12 protein-coding genes and 6 pseudogenes are annotated in these 16,716 nt (G+C 38.4%); 8 read left to right on the plus strand and 10 right to left on the minus strand.

Going from position 1 to position 16,716, the window contains the following annotated elements; translation table 11 throughout:
- Nucleotides 1–420: 420 nt before the first annotated feature.
- Nucleotides 421–690 (plus strand): hypothetical protein, encoded by a 270-nt coding sequence (locus WDC_RS03225; protein ID WP_044010377.1) that lies wholly within the window; start codon nt 421–423, stop codon nt 688–690.
- A 77-nt stretch (nt 691–767) separates the two neighbouring features.
- Nucleotides 768–1,097, plus strand: a complete 330-nt coding sequence (locus WDC_RS03230; protein WP_044010378.1) for a hypothetical protein — start codon at nt 768–770, stop codon at nt 1,095–1,097.
- Between the two features lie 718 nt (nt 1,098–1,815).
- Here the strand turns inward: WDC_RS03230 and WDC_RS03235 are convergent.
- A complete protein-coding gene (locus WDC_RS03235; protein WP_044010379.1) occupies nt 1,816–2,019 on the minus strand; it encodes a hypothetical protein in 204 nt (67 codons plus the stop codon).
- Between the two features lie 931 nt (nt 2,020–2,950).
- Here WDC_RS03235 and WDC_RS03240 point away from each other — a divergent pair.
- Both WDC_RS03240 and WDC_RS03245 read left to right on the plus strand, forming a co-directional pair.
- A complete protein-coding gene (locus WDC_RS03240) occupies nt 2,951–3,760 on the plus strand; it encodes a ParA family protein (RefSeq protein ID WP_041095643.1) in 810 nt (269 codons plus the stop codon).
- Entirely contained in the window at nt 3,753–4,097 is a 345-nt protein-coding gene (locus WDC_RS03245; RefSeq protein ID WP_041095641.1) for a DUF5388 domain-containing protein, read from the plus strand. Before WDC_RS03240 ends, WDC_RS03245 begins: the two co-directional genes overlap by 8 nt.
- Before the next feature lie 46 nt (nt 4,098–4,143).
- Here the strand turns inward: WDC_RS03245 and WDC_RS03250 are convergent.
- The 4 genes and pseudogenes from WDC_RS03250 to WDC_RS03265 all read right to left on the minus strand — a co-directional run.
- Nucleotides 4,144–4,776: pseudogene (locus WDC_RS03250) on the minus strand (IS30 family transposase); the annotation flags it as partial.
- A 51-nt stretch (nt 4,777–4,827) separates the two neighbouring features.
- Nucleotides 4,828–6,099 (minus strand): ISL3 family transposase, encoded by a 1,272-nt coding sequence (locus WDC_RS03255; protein WP_162260337.1) that lies wholly within the window; start codon nt 6,097–6,099, stop codon nt 4,828–4,830.
- A 211-nt stretch (nt 6,100–6,310) separates the two neighbouring features.
- A pseudogene (locus WDC_RS03260) lies at nt 6,311–6,625 on the minus strand (helix-turn-helix domain-containing protein); the annotation flags it as partial.
- A gap of 96 nt (nt 6,626–6,721) precedes the next feature.
- Nucleotides 6,722–7,777: an oxidoreductase gene (locus WDC_RS03265; protein WP_044010380.1), complete on the minus strand. Its 1,056-nt coding sequence runs from the start codon at nt 7,775–7,777 to the stop codon at nt 6,722–6,724.
- 217 nt (nt 7,778–7,994) lie between these two features.
- Between WDC_RS03265 and WDC_RS03270 the strand changes: the two genes are divergently transcribed.
- On the plus strand, nt 7,995–8,537 hold the full coding sequence (locus WDC_RS03270) for a DUF1836 domain-containing protein (RefSeq protein WP_041095635.1): 543 nt from the start codon (nt 7,995–7,997) through the stop codon (nt 8,535–8,537).
- Complete coding sequence (locus tag WDC_RS03275) at nt 8,530–9,390, plus strand: DegV family protein (protein WP_003679174.1); 861 nt, start codon at nt 8,530–8,532, stop codon at nt 9,388–9,390. The genes WDC_RS03270 and WDC_RS03275 overlap by 8 nt, the downstream gene beginning before the upstream one ends.
- A 150-nt stretch (nt 9,391–9,540) precedes the next feature.
- Here the strand turns inward: WDC_RS03275 and WDC_RS03280 are convergent.
- Both WDC_RS03280 and WDC_RS03285 read right to left on the minus strand, forming a co-directional pair.
- Nucleotides 9,541–9,897: pseudogene (locus WDC_RS03280) on the minus strand (asparagine synthase (glutamine-hydrolyzing)); the annotation flags it as partial.
- A gap of 11 nt (nt 9,898–9,908) precedes the next feature.
- On the minus strand, nt 9,909–11,078 hold the full coding sequence (locus WDC_RS03285) for a metallophosphoesterase family protein (RefSeq protein ID WP_041095629.1): 1,170 nt from the start codon (nt 11,076–11,078) through the stop codon (nt 9,909–9,911).
- Between the two features lie 189 nt (nt 11,079–11,267).
- On the opposite strand from WDC_RS03285, the pseudogene WDC_RS03290 reads away from it, so the two are divergent.
- Nucleotides 11,268–12,492 (plus strand): annotated as a pseudogene (locus tag WDC_RS03290) (ISL3 family transposase).
- Nucleotides 12,493–12,768: 276 nt separating this feature from the next.
- On the opposite strand, the gene WDC_RS03295 reads toward WDC_RS03290, so the two are convergent.
- From WDC_RS03295 to WDC_RS09715, 3 genes and pseudogenes are all read right to left on the minus strand, one after another.
- Nucleotides 12,769–14,805: a KUP/HAK/KT family potassium transporter gene (locus WDC_RS03295; RefSeq protein WP_044010381.1), complete on the minus strand. Its 2,037-nt coding sequence runs from the start codon at nt 14,803–14,805 to the stop codon at nt 12,769–12,771.
- 165 nt (nt 14,806–14,970) lie between these two features.
- The gene (locus WDC_RS03300) at nt 14,971–15,255 is read right to left on the minus strand and encodes a winged helix-turn-helix domain-containing protein (RefSeq protein WP_225349612.1); all 285 of its coding nucleotides are present in this window, start codon (nt 15,253–15,255) and stop codon (nt 14,971–14,973) included.
- A 72-nt stretch (nt 15,256–15,327) separates the two neighbouring features.
- Nucleotides 15,328–15,471 (minus strand): annotated as a pseudogene (locus tag WDC_RS09715) (IS30 family transposase); the annotation flags it as partial.
- A gap of 58 nt (nt 15,472–15,529) precedes the next feature.
- Between WDC_RS09715 and WDC_RS09810 the strand changes: the two are divergent.
- Nucleotides 15,530–16,221, plus strand: a pseudogene (locus WDC_RS09810) (IS3 family transposase); the annotation flags it as partial.
- Nucleotides 16,222–16,716: the final 495 nt, after the last annotated feature.

A 16,716-nucleotide genomic window follows, 5' to 3' on the forward strand; every position in this document is an offset into this window, starting at 1 on the left:
TAATTTTAACTTAATTCAAGAACTTAATTCAAGTAGTATTTAGGGTTAATTAAATAGTTTAAATAGTATAGAATATGGGCCATCTGGCCCCAATAGATACTATCAACCAACACCAACAGAGTTATTTGTATATATTCAAGCTAACCGTAACTTGCTGATGCCATGTAAAGTTCAAATGACAGTAAACCCAAATTTAACCCATTAGAATTTAATATGCAAATAGTTTATACCATTAACTAATAAGCTAAACTTCACTATTAATTGATAAATATTAAAGTTGTGTTACAATATAATTATAATTAGATTATTAATAATCTAATTATAATCGAAAATACATATAAAGTAAATAGCAAGTTTTACTTATATTATAAGTGTAAGGAAAATGAAATAAACTAAACTAACTGAAAGAAGAATATATATATGGAAGAAAAATATACTGGGTATAGTACAGCAACATATATTAAGGATGAGATTAGTAAAATCACTGGCGAAACTTACAAACTAAAAGATGTTAAGTCAGCTCTAGCTGATGAAGGCTATACACCAGAGAATAAAAAAGTAATTGATCCAGAGGACTCCACAAAGCTAGTTCCCCGAAATAACTTGTACAATGTGCATCTAGCTAGCATAGAACCACAGTATAATGCACGTAACCATTCATCATATATTAAGTCTAAGCAGCTAAGTTAACTATATTCGAAGGTTATGTTTACAACATTAAAGTCATACGAGTAGACCACCATCGATCAGCATTCGTGCTGTATCTAATGGATGAGGACGGCGAAAAAATAATATTCGGTGAATCTGACTCATTTTTCAAGAATGAAAACGGTGAAATGAAGATAAAACATAATCAGTATGATTCCTTATGGCTTAATAAGCAGGCGCAAGTGGACTGGGTGCGTGACCGATCGAGAAAAGGCGAGCCAATCTTAGGTTTGCATGTAAAAGTTGAAGGGCAAGTGTCTGGAAATAGCTTCAACATCGAGAACTCTTATCAGCTCGAATGGGACAAGACTAGCCAGCATATTGCTGATGTGTATGCTGCTAAGCAGGATGAATATGAACCAGCTATTCCAATGGGTAAAGTAGCATAATACTCTATATATTCCATTTTAAGCTAGAATATACTTATATGGGTAAAATTATGCTTTAATACTATTAAAGTGGATCAAATGGGGTGTTAGACCCCTTAGAATTGATTATAGGGGTTACATGTATATTGGGATCAAGCTAAGTTATCTGCATTGCTATATAATTGAGAACATGCTAGAATAGGGCATAGAAAAAGGGCAACCAGTACTGCCATACTGCTTACCCAAACCGTGTGTTGAGTGATATTCTTTAGTAAGACTAGTCTTTGTGACTGGTCTTTTTTAGTGTTTCAATTAACATATCCAGTGCTTTAGCTAGAGTGCTTATAGCTTTAGCAAAATTCAGACATTGCAACTGATATAACTAAAATTATCCAGGCATAAACCAAGATAACCTCCAAATATCACTACACCGAAGTAAATAGATCAAGCCAATCACCACCGTGTGTTGTTTATTGGTGGAATGGTGCCAGCAGATCACTACTACCACACTAAACTGAATAGCAAAGTAGCTAACCCGCTAAAACAGTCTAATGTTAGTTTAACATACCCATTCTGTTTGCTTAAATATGGTTAGTTGACATAACTGGCATTATATCAAGTAAGATCATTACCCCTTTCGGTTATGGGCTTTTTATTTACCAACTTTGTGAACCTAAATTGGTATAGTTTAGGTAACACTCCGAAACATTGATTTAACGGGATTCTTATTTCTCAAAAGTTAGTGAAATATATACATTAATTCTTCGGGTACTCTAGGACAACTTGACACATGATGTGTAAATTCTGACCATAATAATATTAATATGTATTGATCTTTGGCTTCTTCCAGCAACCCTAAATCAACTTCCCATGGAAACTCAGCACCGAAGTATTCTTGGCAAAACATCTTTAAATAATTGTAAGTTAATCCTCTAATTTCCATAACTAAGCACTCCCTTTTTATTGACTTAGTGGTTCACCCATGCTTGATTGAGAGGTTGGTTGAGCGGTGAATGGCAAAGTTGGACCCTAGTCACGAGCAAATTTTAAATAAAAAAATAAGCGTCGCACTAGAGTACAACTCAACTACTTACTTGACCGATCGGCCGTCTCACGTATTTAGTTAACCTCGTAGCTGTTGTCTTTCGACAAACTAACCACCCTATTAATTACTGCCCTAATAGCGTTGTGATTAGTTACCGTGCTCGTAAGCACCAGTAAACCGCCCTGACCCTTATTGGTGGTCACCACCATTCATCACCCACAACACGAGGCCGTTGCTTATGTGATATAGCCAGTTGTTATTGCGGTCGCACTGGCAAACGTGTCTATTTAGTTTGGACTTTATCCATGCAGGTTGGCTTCTACATTGTCAAAATTCGCCACACATGCTACAATACAGTTAATTCGTATAAACTGTTTAGTTACGCCCGACTGCAATCGGGGGTGGCTTTTTTTATATTCAATTTTGATTGCATCTCACAATTTGTGAGGTGCTTTTTTGTTTAATGTAATTATAATTGTTTTATTGCTATAATGTCAACATTTTTTTTAAATAGCACTACGTAGTGCCATAGTCCTGTAGTGCTAGAACTAGATAGTGCAATAGTTTCGTAGTGCAATAGCGCAACGGCTACAGCACTATTGCACTACTGCACTATCTAGTTCTGTAGTGCGTTGATATATCAGCTTTTCCAACCAATTTACTATCTAATTGCTAGAACTACAGAACTATTGCACTATTGAACTACTTAGTTCCGTAGTACTAGAACTAGATAGTGCTAGCACTATTGCACTACAGAACTATTGCACTAGACTTATTGACAGTAGGAACTACATAGTGCTACTATTAAAAAAACGGAGGTGCATAACATATGACCCAAGTAATAACCTTTGGCAATTTCAAAGGTGGCGTAGGTAAAACTAGTAATTCGACTATGGTAGCCCTTGAATTAAGCAATCGCGGCTATCAAACGTTATTAGTAGACCTTGACCCTCAAGGAAATGCCACAAACTTATACCTAAAAACTAAGCTAAATATCAGCAATGAAGTAGGGTATTTTAAAAAAACATTGATGGCCAGCATAGAAGACGGTGACTTATCAAATTCATTAATTAATATTAAAGAGCATCTAGATTTGCTGGCGTCTGCACCTGATTTTGCATTATATCCGCGATATATGGAAAAACACCATGAATATTTAGATAGGGTTACAGCCTTTAACACATTGCTTAATCCTTTAAAGGAAAAATATGATTATATTATCATTGATATTCCACCTACAATAAGTCTCATTACTGATAGTGCACTGTATGCATCTGATTATTGCTTAATTATTATGCAAACTCATGAACATAGTTTTGAGGGTGCAGAAGCGTTTATTAAATATATTCAAGATGAAATAGTTAATGAATACAAAGCACCTAGGCTGGAGTTGGTGGGCATATTAGCCGTATTACTCCAAGCAGGCGCACCTGTTGATGAAGCTACAGTTTCTAATGCTATTTCAGAATTTGGTGAAGATAACATATTTAAAAATAAAATTCATTCAATGCAAAGGCTCAAACGGTATGGAATTACTGGAATTACATTCGGTTCCAAATTCGACAAGAGGGTTTTTGATGTATACAAAAACGTAACTGATGAATTGCTATCAAGAATTGAGGTGATTGAGCATGGCTAATTCATTAATTAGATCCAATAGAAATAATACAGAAAGTAGTATTCCCAAGCCTGAAAAGCAAGCTAAAGCATCAGATTTCGTGAATCCCGCAAAAGATAACCCAACTAATAAAGAAATTAGTTCCGTAACGTTCAACACCAATCTTAAAATTAGCAACCATACTAGAAATAAACTTCAAGCAATGTCAATGATTGGATATGCAGAAAATCAACGTTTGTCTGTCGAAACGGCCATACATTCTTTCTACGAGCAGTTATCTATTAACGAACAAAAAGAATTTGATTTGCAAGTTTCCACTTTGGAATCACGCGATGTAAAAATGAAAAGCAAAAAATAATCACTCTTTATTATAAGGCAGATTGCAAGAAATAACTTGAACAAATTTAGTAACGCAGATCACGCAAAAAGATCTCAATCGGTGTTCGCCAATTTAAACATTTGAGTGGTCGGGAATTCAAATACCAGTTAATTTGAATCAATTCATCATCGGTAATCTCATCAATCGGTTGACCTTTGGGAATGAAGCGGCGTAGTACTCGGTTGCGATTTTCATTACTGCCTCGTTCATGTGGCGAATAAGCGTGCGCAAAGTACAGCGGAACACCGGTCTGTTCTTCAATCAAATTGTAGTTGGCGAATTCTTTCCCATGGTCAACAGTAAGGGTCTTGAGATTATCTCCTAACTGGTTAGCCAATTCTAAAATAGCCTTGGTCATTGAATTACTATCTCGTCCATTAAGCCGTTTAACGATGGTAAGCCGACTCTTACGCTCGACAAACGTAGCTACTGCTTGACCTTTACGTTTTCCAGATAAAACTGTATCAGCTTCGAAGTGACCTGAAGTATTACGATCAGAAATTTCAGCTGGACGATCTTCGATGGAACGTCCATGACTAAAACTACCACGGGTTTCTTTAGATCGTTTGCGACGAATACCATGGTCAGGTAAATCAGTCACATTAATATCCAGTAGTCCCTGATCAATCCAGTTATAGATGGTTTTGTAGGCAATTCTAGGTTCTTTGTCAAGAAGTACTGATGACCTAGAATTTCACAATCTTTAACATCAAGCTGCTAGTTTCTCCGTTGTCGGGGAATTAGCAGTTTTTTGTTGTTTTGTGAGAGATATGAAATTTTTAGAATAGAAACTATTTTTAAATGCAATTAGAATTCGAATCTTGAAATGATAGAAGTTTCTAAACCCGTACGCAGTACGCTTTATTACTTTAATTTTGTTGTTACATCCTTCTACAGGACCTGTTGAGAAATGACAGTATTTTGTTTTAAAACTGTTTATAATCTCTTCGAAATGTTTTCGTAGAGTCTTGATGGCAGCATCCATTTCCTGTGGGAGAATTGCCGAATTTTTATCATCTTCTGGCCACAATAAGGTTTTCAGCCGTTCTGAACTTTGATTATGAATTATGAAAATGAGATCTTGGTAGAAGTTATAAGCAGCACGCAATTCTTCGGAAAGCGATAGTAAACGATTAACGACTTCGTCGTCAGTCAATTGTAAATTTTTGAAATTACGACGTTTATATCGATCAGAGCGATTTAAGTCGCTTTCTGATTTCATAATTAGTTTCCAAAATCTGTTAAGTTGGCGATATTCGGGTGACCCGTACTTAAATGATTTCATTACTTTTATTCTAAGCTGATTGAGGCCTTTAAAGGCCTGGACTACCACATGAAAATGGTCAGCAATGATAATTGCATTCGGGAAAACTTTTTGAATAGTACTTCGATAAGGGGAAAATAAGTCGACCGTAACCGTTCGAACAGCAGCACGAGCCGCCGGAGAATATCTTAAAAAGTACTTTTCAAGGGAGTGATCACCTCTGTCAGAAATTACATCTATTGGTTGATGTGTTTCAATATTCATAAGTAAAAGGAAGTATCCGCTTTTAGCAAACTTTCCCGATTTGAAATCATCGAAAGCAATGTTTCGCGATAAATAATGAAAAGATGGTTTGATATAACAAGCTAATCCTAGAATTGACCGGATAACAGTATTTGAGGAGACGTTATTGATTTTCGCAATTGTAGTCATACTCATGTTTTCTTCAATTTGCATAGCGATAATTTGTTTTACGTCACGAAAAAGATGGTCTCCTTTTCTTACATCACTCAATTCAGCAAGCTCAGTATTTTTACAGCATTTACAAATGTATTTTTGCTTTTTAATTTTAAAGAAAATCAGACTTGTACCATTTTGGGCAGATTGATACATGACACTTTTGTACCCGTTTCGACTCATGACGGTTGAACATTTAGGACAAGTCATTTCGTATGTGAGCACGCAGTGCCACACGTTAGCCTCACCTTTGTCAGTCATTTCTCGAGACATAGGTTGATATTTATATTTAGGGTCGGGATCAAATTCTAAACGAGTATCTGTGATATTGAGAGCTAATCTGGTATTATTATCCGTGGGAGATAGTTCCTTTCGTTAGATAGGGGTCAGGCTATCTTCTATTTTTGTACAATTTTACTTGATAATAGAAAATGGCACCAGTAGAAATTCACAAAGTGAATCTCTATCAGTACCAAATATTGTAGAACCCAATTCTAACTACATGAGCCACTTGTTCAATTGACCATTTTTGGATCTTGATTTTTTCTTCAATCAATCGCTTTAGGTTAGTCGTTAAGATGGTTTTACGACCACGATGACTAAGTTTAACTTCATGGTCAGTTTGAGCCTTAACTGCGTGATACTCACCAGCTAAGCGATGAACCTCATTAAAGATAGTGGTTTTACTAAAGCCTAAATAATCGGCAATATATTGAAGTGAGTGCTTTTCATGATGAAGTGTTTCGATGACAACGCGGTCTTCAAATGATAAAATAGTGGTGCCCATAAAGGTCCTTCTTTCTAATGGAATGTTGTGGTGACACCATTAAAGACCTTTATGGGTTTTTCTGTCCACTAATATGTTCAACTTAAATTTTACAATCTACCATAGTTGATAAATGCTTGGGCTCAATTGACTAAAGCCAGCAGCAAAAATTGCCAAATCAGTAATTGCTTCATCAGCACTGACCAGTGGTGCGGCACCGTGGATAATACTTTCATACAGACCATCGTAAACCCGACCGTAGTCCCCTCGCGGCGTTGGAAGCTGTTTATTGATCCAATCACCATTAGCGTTTTGATAATTTAGCTCACCAAAGAATTTCGGACTATCTTCCCCGAACCCCGCCGCAGCCGGTGTTAATCCAGCTTTTAAGTCATTCTCCTGTTGGTCAATACCATATTTAATGAAACTACCTTGAGTGCCATGCAAAATAAAGCGCGGATAGGGTTGCGCCACTAGCGAGCTACTTTTGACCGTAGCTTTGAAATTAGGATAAAACAAACTGACATCATAATAATCGTCAACCGTACTAGCCGGATTCTGTTGCGCTCGAATATCGTAACTGACCTGTTGGGGCCGACCAAATAATGCCACTACTTGATCAACTAAATGGCTACCTAAGCCATAAAAGGCGCCATCTTCCGGTGCTCCTTGTTTAACTTCCGGATCAGGCCGAAAATGATCAAAATGTGATTCTAGTTCCAGCGGCTCACCTAAGTACCCAACTTGCAGAACCTGTTGTAAAGCTAAAAACTCACCATCAAAGCGACGATTTTGATACGGCATCACTAATAAGTTATGCTCAGCGGCTAGATCAAATAAGGCTTTAGCTTCCGCAACCGTGCTAGTAAATGGTTTCTCGACCAGCACATTTTTGCCAGCTTCTAAACAGCGCTTGGCAAAGGCAAAACGCAACGCTGGCGGCAAGCAGATCGTCACTAATTTAACCGCTGGGTCAGATAATACTTCAGTCACGTTATCAGTGAACTGAACGTGATGCTGCTTGTAAAATTCTTGTTCCGCTGGCCGTTTATTTAAATGGCGCGCATAAACCCATTTTACTTGAATATTGTCGCGTAACATCAAATACGGCAAATGATAGCGTGTGGCACTTTTACCAAAGCCAATCACCGCCATCGTTAATTTTTCTGTCATGTTATTTCCTCCGCTTCCACAATGTTGAAACATGGCTCATTTCAAATCTTAACTTTATTTTAAAAGCTTGACTAGATAGATACAAGTTTCGGCATTCATTGTTCAATATTGACTCTGCTCTCACATATAATGATCGAATCAACTTTGTAATCTAGTTTACAAAACTAGATTACAAGTTTATACTATCAATAACCTACTTGGTGAAAGGAGTCAATTTATGTCCACCCAAGAAAATGACTTTCAAGCATGGCTCACAAAAATCCAGGCCCTAAAATTACCGCAATGGGACGATTTTCCTGATTTTGATATTTATATGGAACAACTGATCAATTTGGTCAACCAGTACCTAGCCCCATTAGAACTTGATCCAGTAACTCCGGCAATGATCAATAATTACGTTAAACACAAGGTCATGTTTAAACCCGTTAAGAAACGCTATCAGCGCGAACATCTCGCTGCGGTCATTACGCTGACCCTGCTCAAAACCGTATTTCCATTAGATATGATCCGTAGCGGCTTTAATGGTGAATTAAACGTCTTATCGGCACAAGCAGCCTACGATTGCTTTGCCGCTAATTTTACGACCCAATTACAGACCCTTGATCTGGCGCAAAGTACGCCATTACCTTTTACCAAAAATTTTGAATGGGATGAAGCCATTCAACAGACTGCCGCCACCACGATCATTTACCAATTGATCAGCAAACGGCTAATGCTGCACGCACCACAAATTGAAAAAGGAGCTATTGCCCATGACTAAAATTAACCCGCACGTTGCTATTCTTGTTGATTCTTGTTCTGACGTTCCAGCAGACTTTATTGCTGAACATCATCTTTACATGGTCCCAATGACGATTGCTTATCACGATGAAATTTTTTTGGATAAAGTCACCATCGATCCGGACACGGTTTACGCTAATCTAGATAAAGAAGTGCCGAAAACTGCTTCACCAACTGGTGACCTGATTGCTAAAGCCTTTGCCGACATCAAAGCGGACGGCTTTAAGGAAGTTATCGCTGTTTGTATTTCTAGCGGCTTATCTGGTACATTTCAGCAAGTTGAAATTGCTGCACGTGTTTCCGGCCTAGACGTCAGTGTGATCGATACAAAAAACATCGGTATCGCTAGCGGCTTAACTGCGATCCTCGCAGCCCAACTCAGCGAAGAAGGCCTGCACAAGGTCGAGATTGAGGCACGAATCCGGACAGTTGCCAAACACACCAAAGTTTTCTTCTACGTGCCAACGCTAACCTATTTACAAAAAGGTGGCCGTATCGGTCGTGTTGCTGGCATGGCCGGCACGCTGTTAAACATCAAACCAATTATTTCTTGCGACGATGACGGCATTTACTACCCCGTTGCCAAAGTTCGTGGTGAGAAAAAAACATTGTTGAAAATGAAGAAGCTACTAGCCGAAACTATCGGCAACGCGCAACGCTTTAATTTGGCAGTCGCCGATGGTGCTAATCACGAGATTGCCGCACAACTGACCGCGGAATTACACGAGCTTTATCCGCAAGCTGAACATATTTTTACCGGTAATGTTTCACCGGCACTTGGTGTGCACACTGGCCCCGGGTTGATTGGACTGGGTGTCCAGGTTCTAGCCTAACTAAAAAGACGCAACACTGGAAATTACATCCAATGTTACGTCTTTTATTTAGCGCTGTTTGCGGAACCGCAATAGTGGTGTACAGATCAGTGGTGCCACCACTGCGGCTAAAATTGCCTCAGGAATCCCATTGGTCGCAACGACCAACTTCCGAATTTTCTTAAGTAATTCTTCCATTCCCCACTCTTCAAAACCATGTAACAATACTTCTGTATCTGTTTCGGTAGTAAAAGTATGACCCTTGTTGATCAATTCTTCTCTAATACCTTGGTAGTTATAAATTTCTCCGTTAAAAATTACTGCTTTTGATTTATCTTCATTGTAAATAGGTTGCATACCACTGTTGATATCAATGATACTCAATCGACGAAATCCTAGCGCCGTATCCTCATTAACTAATTCCCCCGAACTATTTGGACCACGATGTTTGATCGTATCCATCATAGCTTCTATAACTGGCTTTTTGTCAGCAATCTTCTTGTCTACGAAACCGACGATACCGCACATATTAATTCTCCTTAAATTTCAAAACTTACGAATCTGGTTGCTGCACCATATCCAAATATTTGGAGCAACATTTTGTCGGGATTGATATTAATGAAATATCCAGCTAATTCGGAAATCTCATTATATCGGCGATCCCATTTTTTATTATAATCAGTCGTTACGCCATGTTTTTTACCCATTAAGGCCGAACAATTTAATATTATATGATTAATCCCATTAACTTTGTAGTGCTTTTCATAATGCATGTGTCCACAAATATAATTCGATATGGTCGAAATACCGGTATCAGTAAAGTTATAGCGAACATTAACTCCAAAATCACCGGATAATTCATTTTTAAGTTGTCCAGAATCCTTATTATTAAAGCTAGTAAAAATCTTCTGAACTAAGTCACCGTTGAAGTTCAAAGCTGAACGACCACTTTGACTGATCAAATTAGCATGGCCAAAAACTACGACATGCTTATCAATTGTCTTTTCTAAAATAGATATTAAATCTTCGATCTGTTGCTCGCGGATACCACGGACTTTTTTGAAGTCGTACTTCTTGGTCCCGCCATTTAGGATATAGGGAATATCGCTCGTATTCAAGAAAATTACTCGAATATCCCCTTTATCGATCCAAGCAACTTTGGAACCAAGACTCAAGCGTTTGATCTCAGGTTGTTCGAAATCATGTTTCGTTACCAAATTATAGTAGTCGTCACGTCTAAATGAGGCTGAAGTAATAAATTTGTGTTCATCATACTTATCATTTTCATCGTGATTACCTTCCAGCACATAAAAAGGACGCTGGCTATTTTGGTAATTTTCCATCGTGAATTGTAACAATCCTCGACTGATCTCTGGCTTATCACTACCGTCGATCAAATCGCCTAAATGAATATTGTAATCCACTGGCAATGAATCGCAAGCCTTATTGGCTTCAATAATATGCCTTACACCGTTGAGACCATAGTACGATGAACTGGCAACAGCTTTTTCATGAGTGTCCGTTAGAACCGATAAAGTCAAGCAATTTTGGCTAACGTTAGGTTCAACGTTCTTTCTGAAAACTTGCTCGATATATTTTGTAAAAAACGGTCTCGGCTTTAATTTTCTCAAAAAGTTATCAGTTTGAACAGAGATAAATTCAGATAGTCTCGGTCTAAAAAATTTTTTAGTAAGAAATTTGATTTTCACGATTTTTATTCTCCTAATTGACTAAATCTTATCATGTTTTAGACTCCGACAGGGTCTAGAATTTTTGGTGTTGGAAAGTATTTCCATTCCAAAAGTACTAGGCCCTTTTTGATAACAAAAAAAGGCATCTAAGCCTCCCTAGTGCTATGCTTTAAGCGACGAAACTCAAGATAAGCGGGGTAGGAATAGATGTCTCAACTAGATAATACACTTAAATTACTGGGAATTACAGACACAAACATTCAGGTGTTCGGTACTCGTGATGAATTTCATGGTCGGGGCTCGGGTCGCAAAAAGTATTTGGTCATCCAGGCAGAGCTTACCTACACACTCAGGCGCTGTCCCAGCTGTGGATACAATACGTTGCACCCTAACGGACACAAGCTCACTCATGTCCACATTGCAGGACCCATGGACCGGCCCGTAATTCTAGAGCTAAACAAGCAACGCTGGCGTTGTAGTAACTGCCATAGCGCTTGTACGGCCACCACTCCAGTGGTATCAACCAACCACGCCATCGGTCACGGACTAGCGACTCATGTGCTGAAGCTAGCCAGTAAATCACTCCCGGCTAAGACTATCGCCAGTCTCACCGGTATTTCGACAAACTCAGTTCAGCGTATTTTGACGGCTAATATTCATACACACGCGAGCCGCCGGTTACCGATTAATCTATGCTTTGATGAATTCCGTTCCACGCACGGCTCCATGTCGTTTATTTGCATTGACGCCGACACTCACAAATCAGTTAAAGTACTTAGCGACCGCCTTAATAGAACCATCAAACAGTTCTTTCTTAGTCGAACGGGCCGCGGTTCAACGCGTCATCATGGACATGAACGCCTCCTATCAGGCATTCGTGCACGAACTATTCCCTAACGCCGAACTCATTATTGATCGGTTCCACATTATTCAATTAATGGGCCGGACGATGGATACCATTCGCACTCAATGTTTAAAGCAACTCGACAAGCATTCGTGGGAATATAAAGTACTGAAATCACTATGGCGCCTATTCCACAAGGCCAACCCTGACGCCCAAAAGAGCCGCTACCTCTTCGGCCTGAATGAGTACTCGACCGAACAGAACGCTATTGATATTGGAACCGATACGTTTCCGGCCTTCAAAACAGCTTATGAAACCTACATCGATCTCCACGATGCTTTAATGGGGCGTCACGCTGATGAACTCAAGAATATCATCACTAACTATCAGCCTAACGGCACGCCCCTAGATACGGCCATGCATACCCTACGAAAGAATCTTAATGGAGTAATTAACGCCGCCAAATCGTCCTACTCTAACGGACCGATAGAGGGCATCAACCGTAAGATCAAGGAGCTCAAACGTGCTTGTTATGGCTTCTCCAATCAGGCCAATATGTTCACACGCGTCTACCAGCTGATTGCCTAGATTATCTACCACAATAACGTCACGATGGTAGGCTTATTTGTTATGCCTTCAAGTACGATATTCAGACAACACACCAGATTAAACGCCGCAACTAATAAAACAACAAAAAAGATCTCCCACACGAGGAGATCTCCAAAGGATAGAAACTATCCTTCAACACCATTTGACAAACTTCCATAAAATGGTCTGATCTCAGTACTTTACTGAGATCAGACCATTAATTAAAACTAAATATAATTTTTCTAACTTAGTTGTTGCACTTAAACTACTGCATACTCATTTTTCAGTCTTACTTAATCTGCCTCGATGATAAATTTTCTTTTGGATTAAGTATTGATCCTGATCTTGAGTAATAAATAACGGAGAACTTTCTTCTATGACATTGCTAAACTCCAAACCATACCATGAAATAGGTGAGGCCGTAATTTTCTGCAAATAGATGCGCCCGCCAATCAATCTTCTATCTAACGAGCTTAACTTATCATTGACAATTAAATCTGCTGGTTGTTCCTTTATAATAACAAACTTAAAGTCGCCGACTTTCCGTTGTCGCTCTGTTGAATACGTGGGTATTTGTGGTTCTAAAATACCTTGTTCCACTAGATGATTTACAACTTGATGTAAATAGACACTAACGGATTGAGATTTCCTAAACCCTAAGTAAAATTGAACGTTAACAACATTATGCGTCTCAAGTAAATCAACTGTATAATTACTTTCATAAGGTGCATTGGTTTCATTGACTGTAACAAACCAATAAACTTTAGCTCTTTTAGGTTGTCTGTCGAGAATAGAATACATGGTACTACGCTTAATTTGGTAATCACCCTTAATTTTAGTCATATACACTAAGTTAGTCGTGAACAAAGGTACTGTATTGTCTGCGCTTAATTTAGAGAGTTGATCACGATAGTCAAGAAGTGAAACATACTCGCTTTCTTTCTCATAATGGTCTCTTCGTTTATTTCCAAAGTACCAAAGCCACATAATATAAAGAATGCCCAACATGATTGTTAACGTAACATAACCGCCATGAATAAACTTAACCAAACTTGAAATTAGAAAGATTAACTCAATAAAACCAAAAAACAAGGCAATTATAAGTGCTGTTCCCTTAGCCAGGTGTTTCTTTAAGAATTCATGCAAAAGCACAGTAGTCATAAGCATGGTAATAGTGATCGCTAAACCATACGCGGCCTCCATTTTTTGTGAACTACCAAAGAACCAGACTACACTAATTGTTATTATACATAGCATCCAGTTAACAGTTGCAATATAAATTTGATTTTTTATATTACTTGGATGTCTAATAACCATTCTAGGTAAAAATTTTAAGCCAATTGCTTCATCGACTAAAGTGTAAGAACCCGTAATCAACGCTTGAGAGGCAATAATTGCAGCGAGTGTGGCTAGCAAAATGCCAACTAGGCGCCAAGTTCCGGGGAGCATTTCATAAAAGGGATTTAAGTTCGATAAGTTCCTGTAAGCAGTATCACCTGCATGTCTAATTATCCAAGCACCCTGACCTAAGTAATTTAAAAATAGGGTACTATATACTAGTGGCCATGTTACATAAATATTCTGCTTGCCAACGTGACCCATATCGGAATATAAAGCCTCTGCTCCTGTGGTTGCCAAAAAGATACTTCCAAGTATAAAGATTCCCACTTTGTTAACTGGACTGAATAGTACCCTAATTGCATAATAAGGAGAAATAGCCTTCAATATCATTGGATAATTGATTAGATTAACGATTCCAAAGACAGCCAAAAAGCCAAACCATAAAATCATCACTGGTCCAAAGGATTTCCCAATCACACCTGTTCCAAAACGTTGAATCATAAATAATACGAGTAGAACAACTGTTGTGATAATCAAGACGTTATGTTGAGAATTACTAAACACCACAGGGCCAAGGTGTTGTTTTTTTAATCCCTCAATGGCTGAAGTCACAGTTACTGCAGGAGTTAATGTTCCATCGGCCAAAATGGCCGCCCCACCAATCAAGGCTGGCCAAATTAACCATTTTGAATTTTTTCGAACCAATGCATATAAAGCAAAAATTCCGCCCTCACGCTTATTATCGGCTTGCATTGCAATGACAACATACTTCAACGTTGTAATGATCATTAATGTCCAAAAAATCAACGAGATCGATCCAATCACGTAATTGGGAGAAATATTTCCCATTTTACCGGCGTCACCAATCAATGCATTCATAACATACAATGGTGAAGTGCCAATATCACCGTACACAATTCCTAAAGTAACAAGTGCCCCCGCAAAAGAAACACGTTCTAGTTGCTTATTCATATTTGCTTGCCCCCAACGCTAATTATTGAAATATAGCACTGCAAAATAGTAAGCCTAAACACGAAGAAAAGCAACTATGCCATATACATCATAATGAAATCACTTTAAAGAAGCTCATAATTTACGATATACTGATTGAAACCATAAATTATGGGCATTCTATTCTTAACTATCTAGTTGAACCATCTGATAACCGACTCCAATATGTGTTTTAATATACTGATTCTGAGTGTTAACTTCAATATTTTTTCGCAAAGTTGCAATGGTCACTCGAAGAGAAGATGTATCTTCAACCGATTCTGTCCCCCAGACCTCTTTCAACAGATAGCGATGTGTCAACACGCGGGAAGTGTTTTCAGCAAGAATAATCAAAACCTTATATTCGGTTGGTGTTAAATGGATTTCATTTTGGTTTACTTTGACCGTTTGTGAATCAAAGTTGATCGTCAATTCTCCATTATAATAATTATGGTAGATTGTAAAATTAATCCGAACAGCGTTCGGATTAATTTTACAATCTACCAAAAACTTAGTCAGTACTTCATTGACGAGTGATGCTGTCCGTTTTTTTAATCGGTAGGCCCAAAAGAAACGTGATTTGCGATCGATTAAAGTTAATAAAACTGCCTTACTATGTCCACGGGGGCCAACAACCGTATCTGGCTCTTATGATGTAATTACGGACAACTTGTTCGCTATAATTATCTCAAAGGAGTCTTTTGTTATGCCCACTAAATCTTCTAACCATCGATACTCAGCTGAATTTGAATCATCTATTGTGTCACTACACAAAACTGGCCGCTCGGCCAACTCCTTATCTAAGGAATATAACGTCAGCGTTTCCACGGTAACTAAGTGGATCAATCAGGCTAATCCCAGTAACGCCAAAGTCCTTTTGGACAATGAACGAGCCCTAATCAAGGAAAACCGCCGGCTTAAGGAGAAACTTGATATTTTAAAACGAGCGGCGGTGCTGTTGGCAAAAAACTAATGGTTAAAGGACGATCAGTTGTTTTAGAAATTGTCCAGGCTAATTTTCAAGCGAAGCACCGCATTACTCATATTTTGAGGACGCTAAAGATTCCCCGTTCCACCTATTACAGTTATCATCATTGGTAACCCAGTAAAACTGCCTGCCGACGTCAATTCATCAAACAACAGTTACTGTCACTTTGGCTAAAATATCCCATGTATGGTTATCCTAGATTAACTGTAGCGCTCTACCAAATACTTGGTTTAAAAGTCAGTCAATGGCTGGTCTACCGCTTGATGAAAGAATTAGAGATACGATCGTGGATGGTCAGAAAGATCCGTAAGCCGAAAACCCATACCGAGTATCCTCAACGGCCCAATCTAATTAGAGACTTAGCTGATCAGACAAGGGTACTTGTAACTGATATTACTTACATTCCGCTTTAACGTTCATGAAGCCATTGCTGGTATTGATCGCTATATACGCTGGTACAATCAAGAACGTATTTCGTCAGTCGCGTAGCGACCAAGCCCTTATAAGTTGGGCTGAGAAAAAAATAATCTTTTCTCGGCTTTTTTGGCATACTCCTAAACACACAAATTCACTATTGCAAAGCAGCACCAGTGATTATTTTACAATCTACCAAATTCATTAGTGATCCTATTTGTTATGAGAGTCTTATCAATATATAGAACATGTTCATGATAGTGCTACTACATATTGTGCATATTGGAGTTTACTTTTTCCTGAAGCCCGGTTAGAATTTATTGGTAGTATATTAATCGGAGCTGGCATAAATAAGCAATAAGCAGCAATTCATGGAAAACTACAGCAACTAATAATTAAGTACTAAAGATATCTGGTCTTGTTTTACCTGGAGATCAAGATTTTTCCATATGGAATATAATCCGTGGAACGTAGCGTTTCATGACAACCGA

It is taken from the genome of Paucilactobacillus wasatchensis, assembly GCF_000876205.1.
Taxonomy (GTDB): Bacteria; Bacillota; Bacilli; order Lactobacillales; family Lactobacillaceae; genus Paucilactobacillus; species Paucilactobacillus wasatchensis.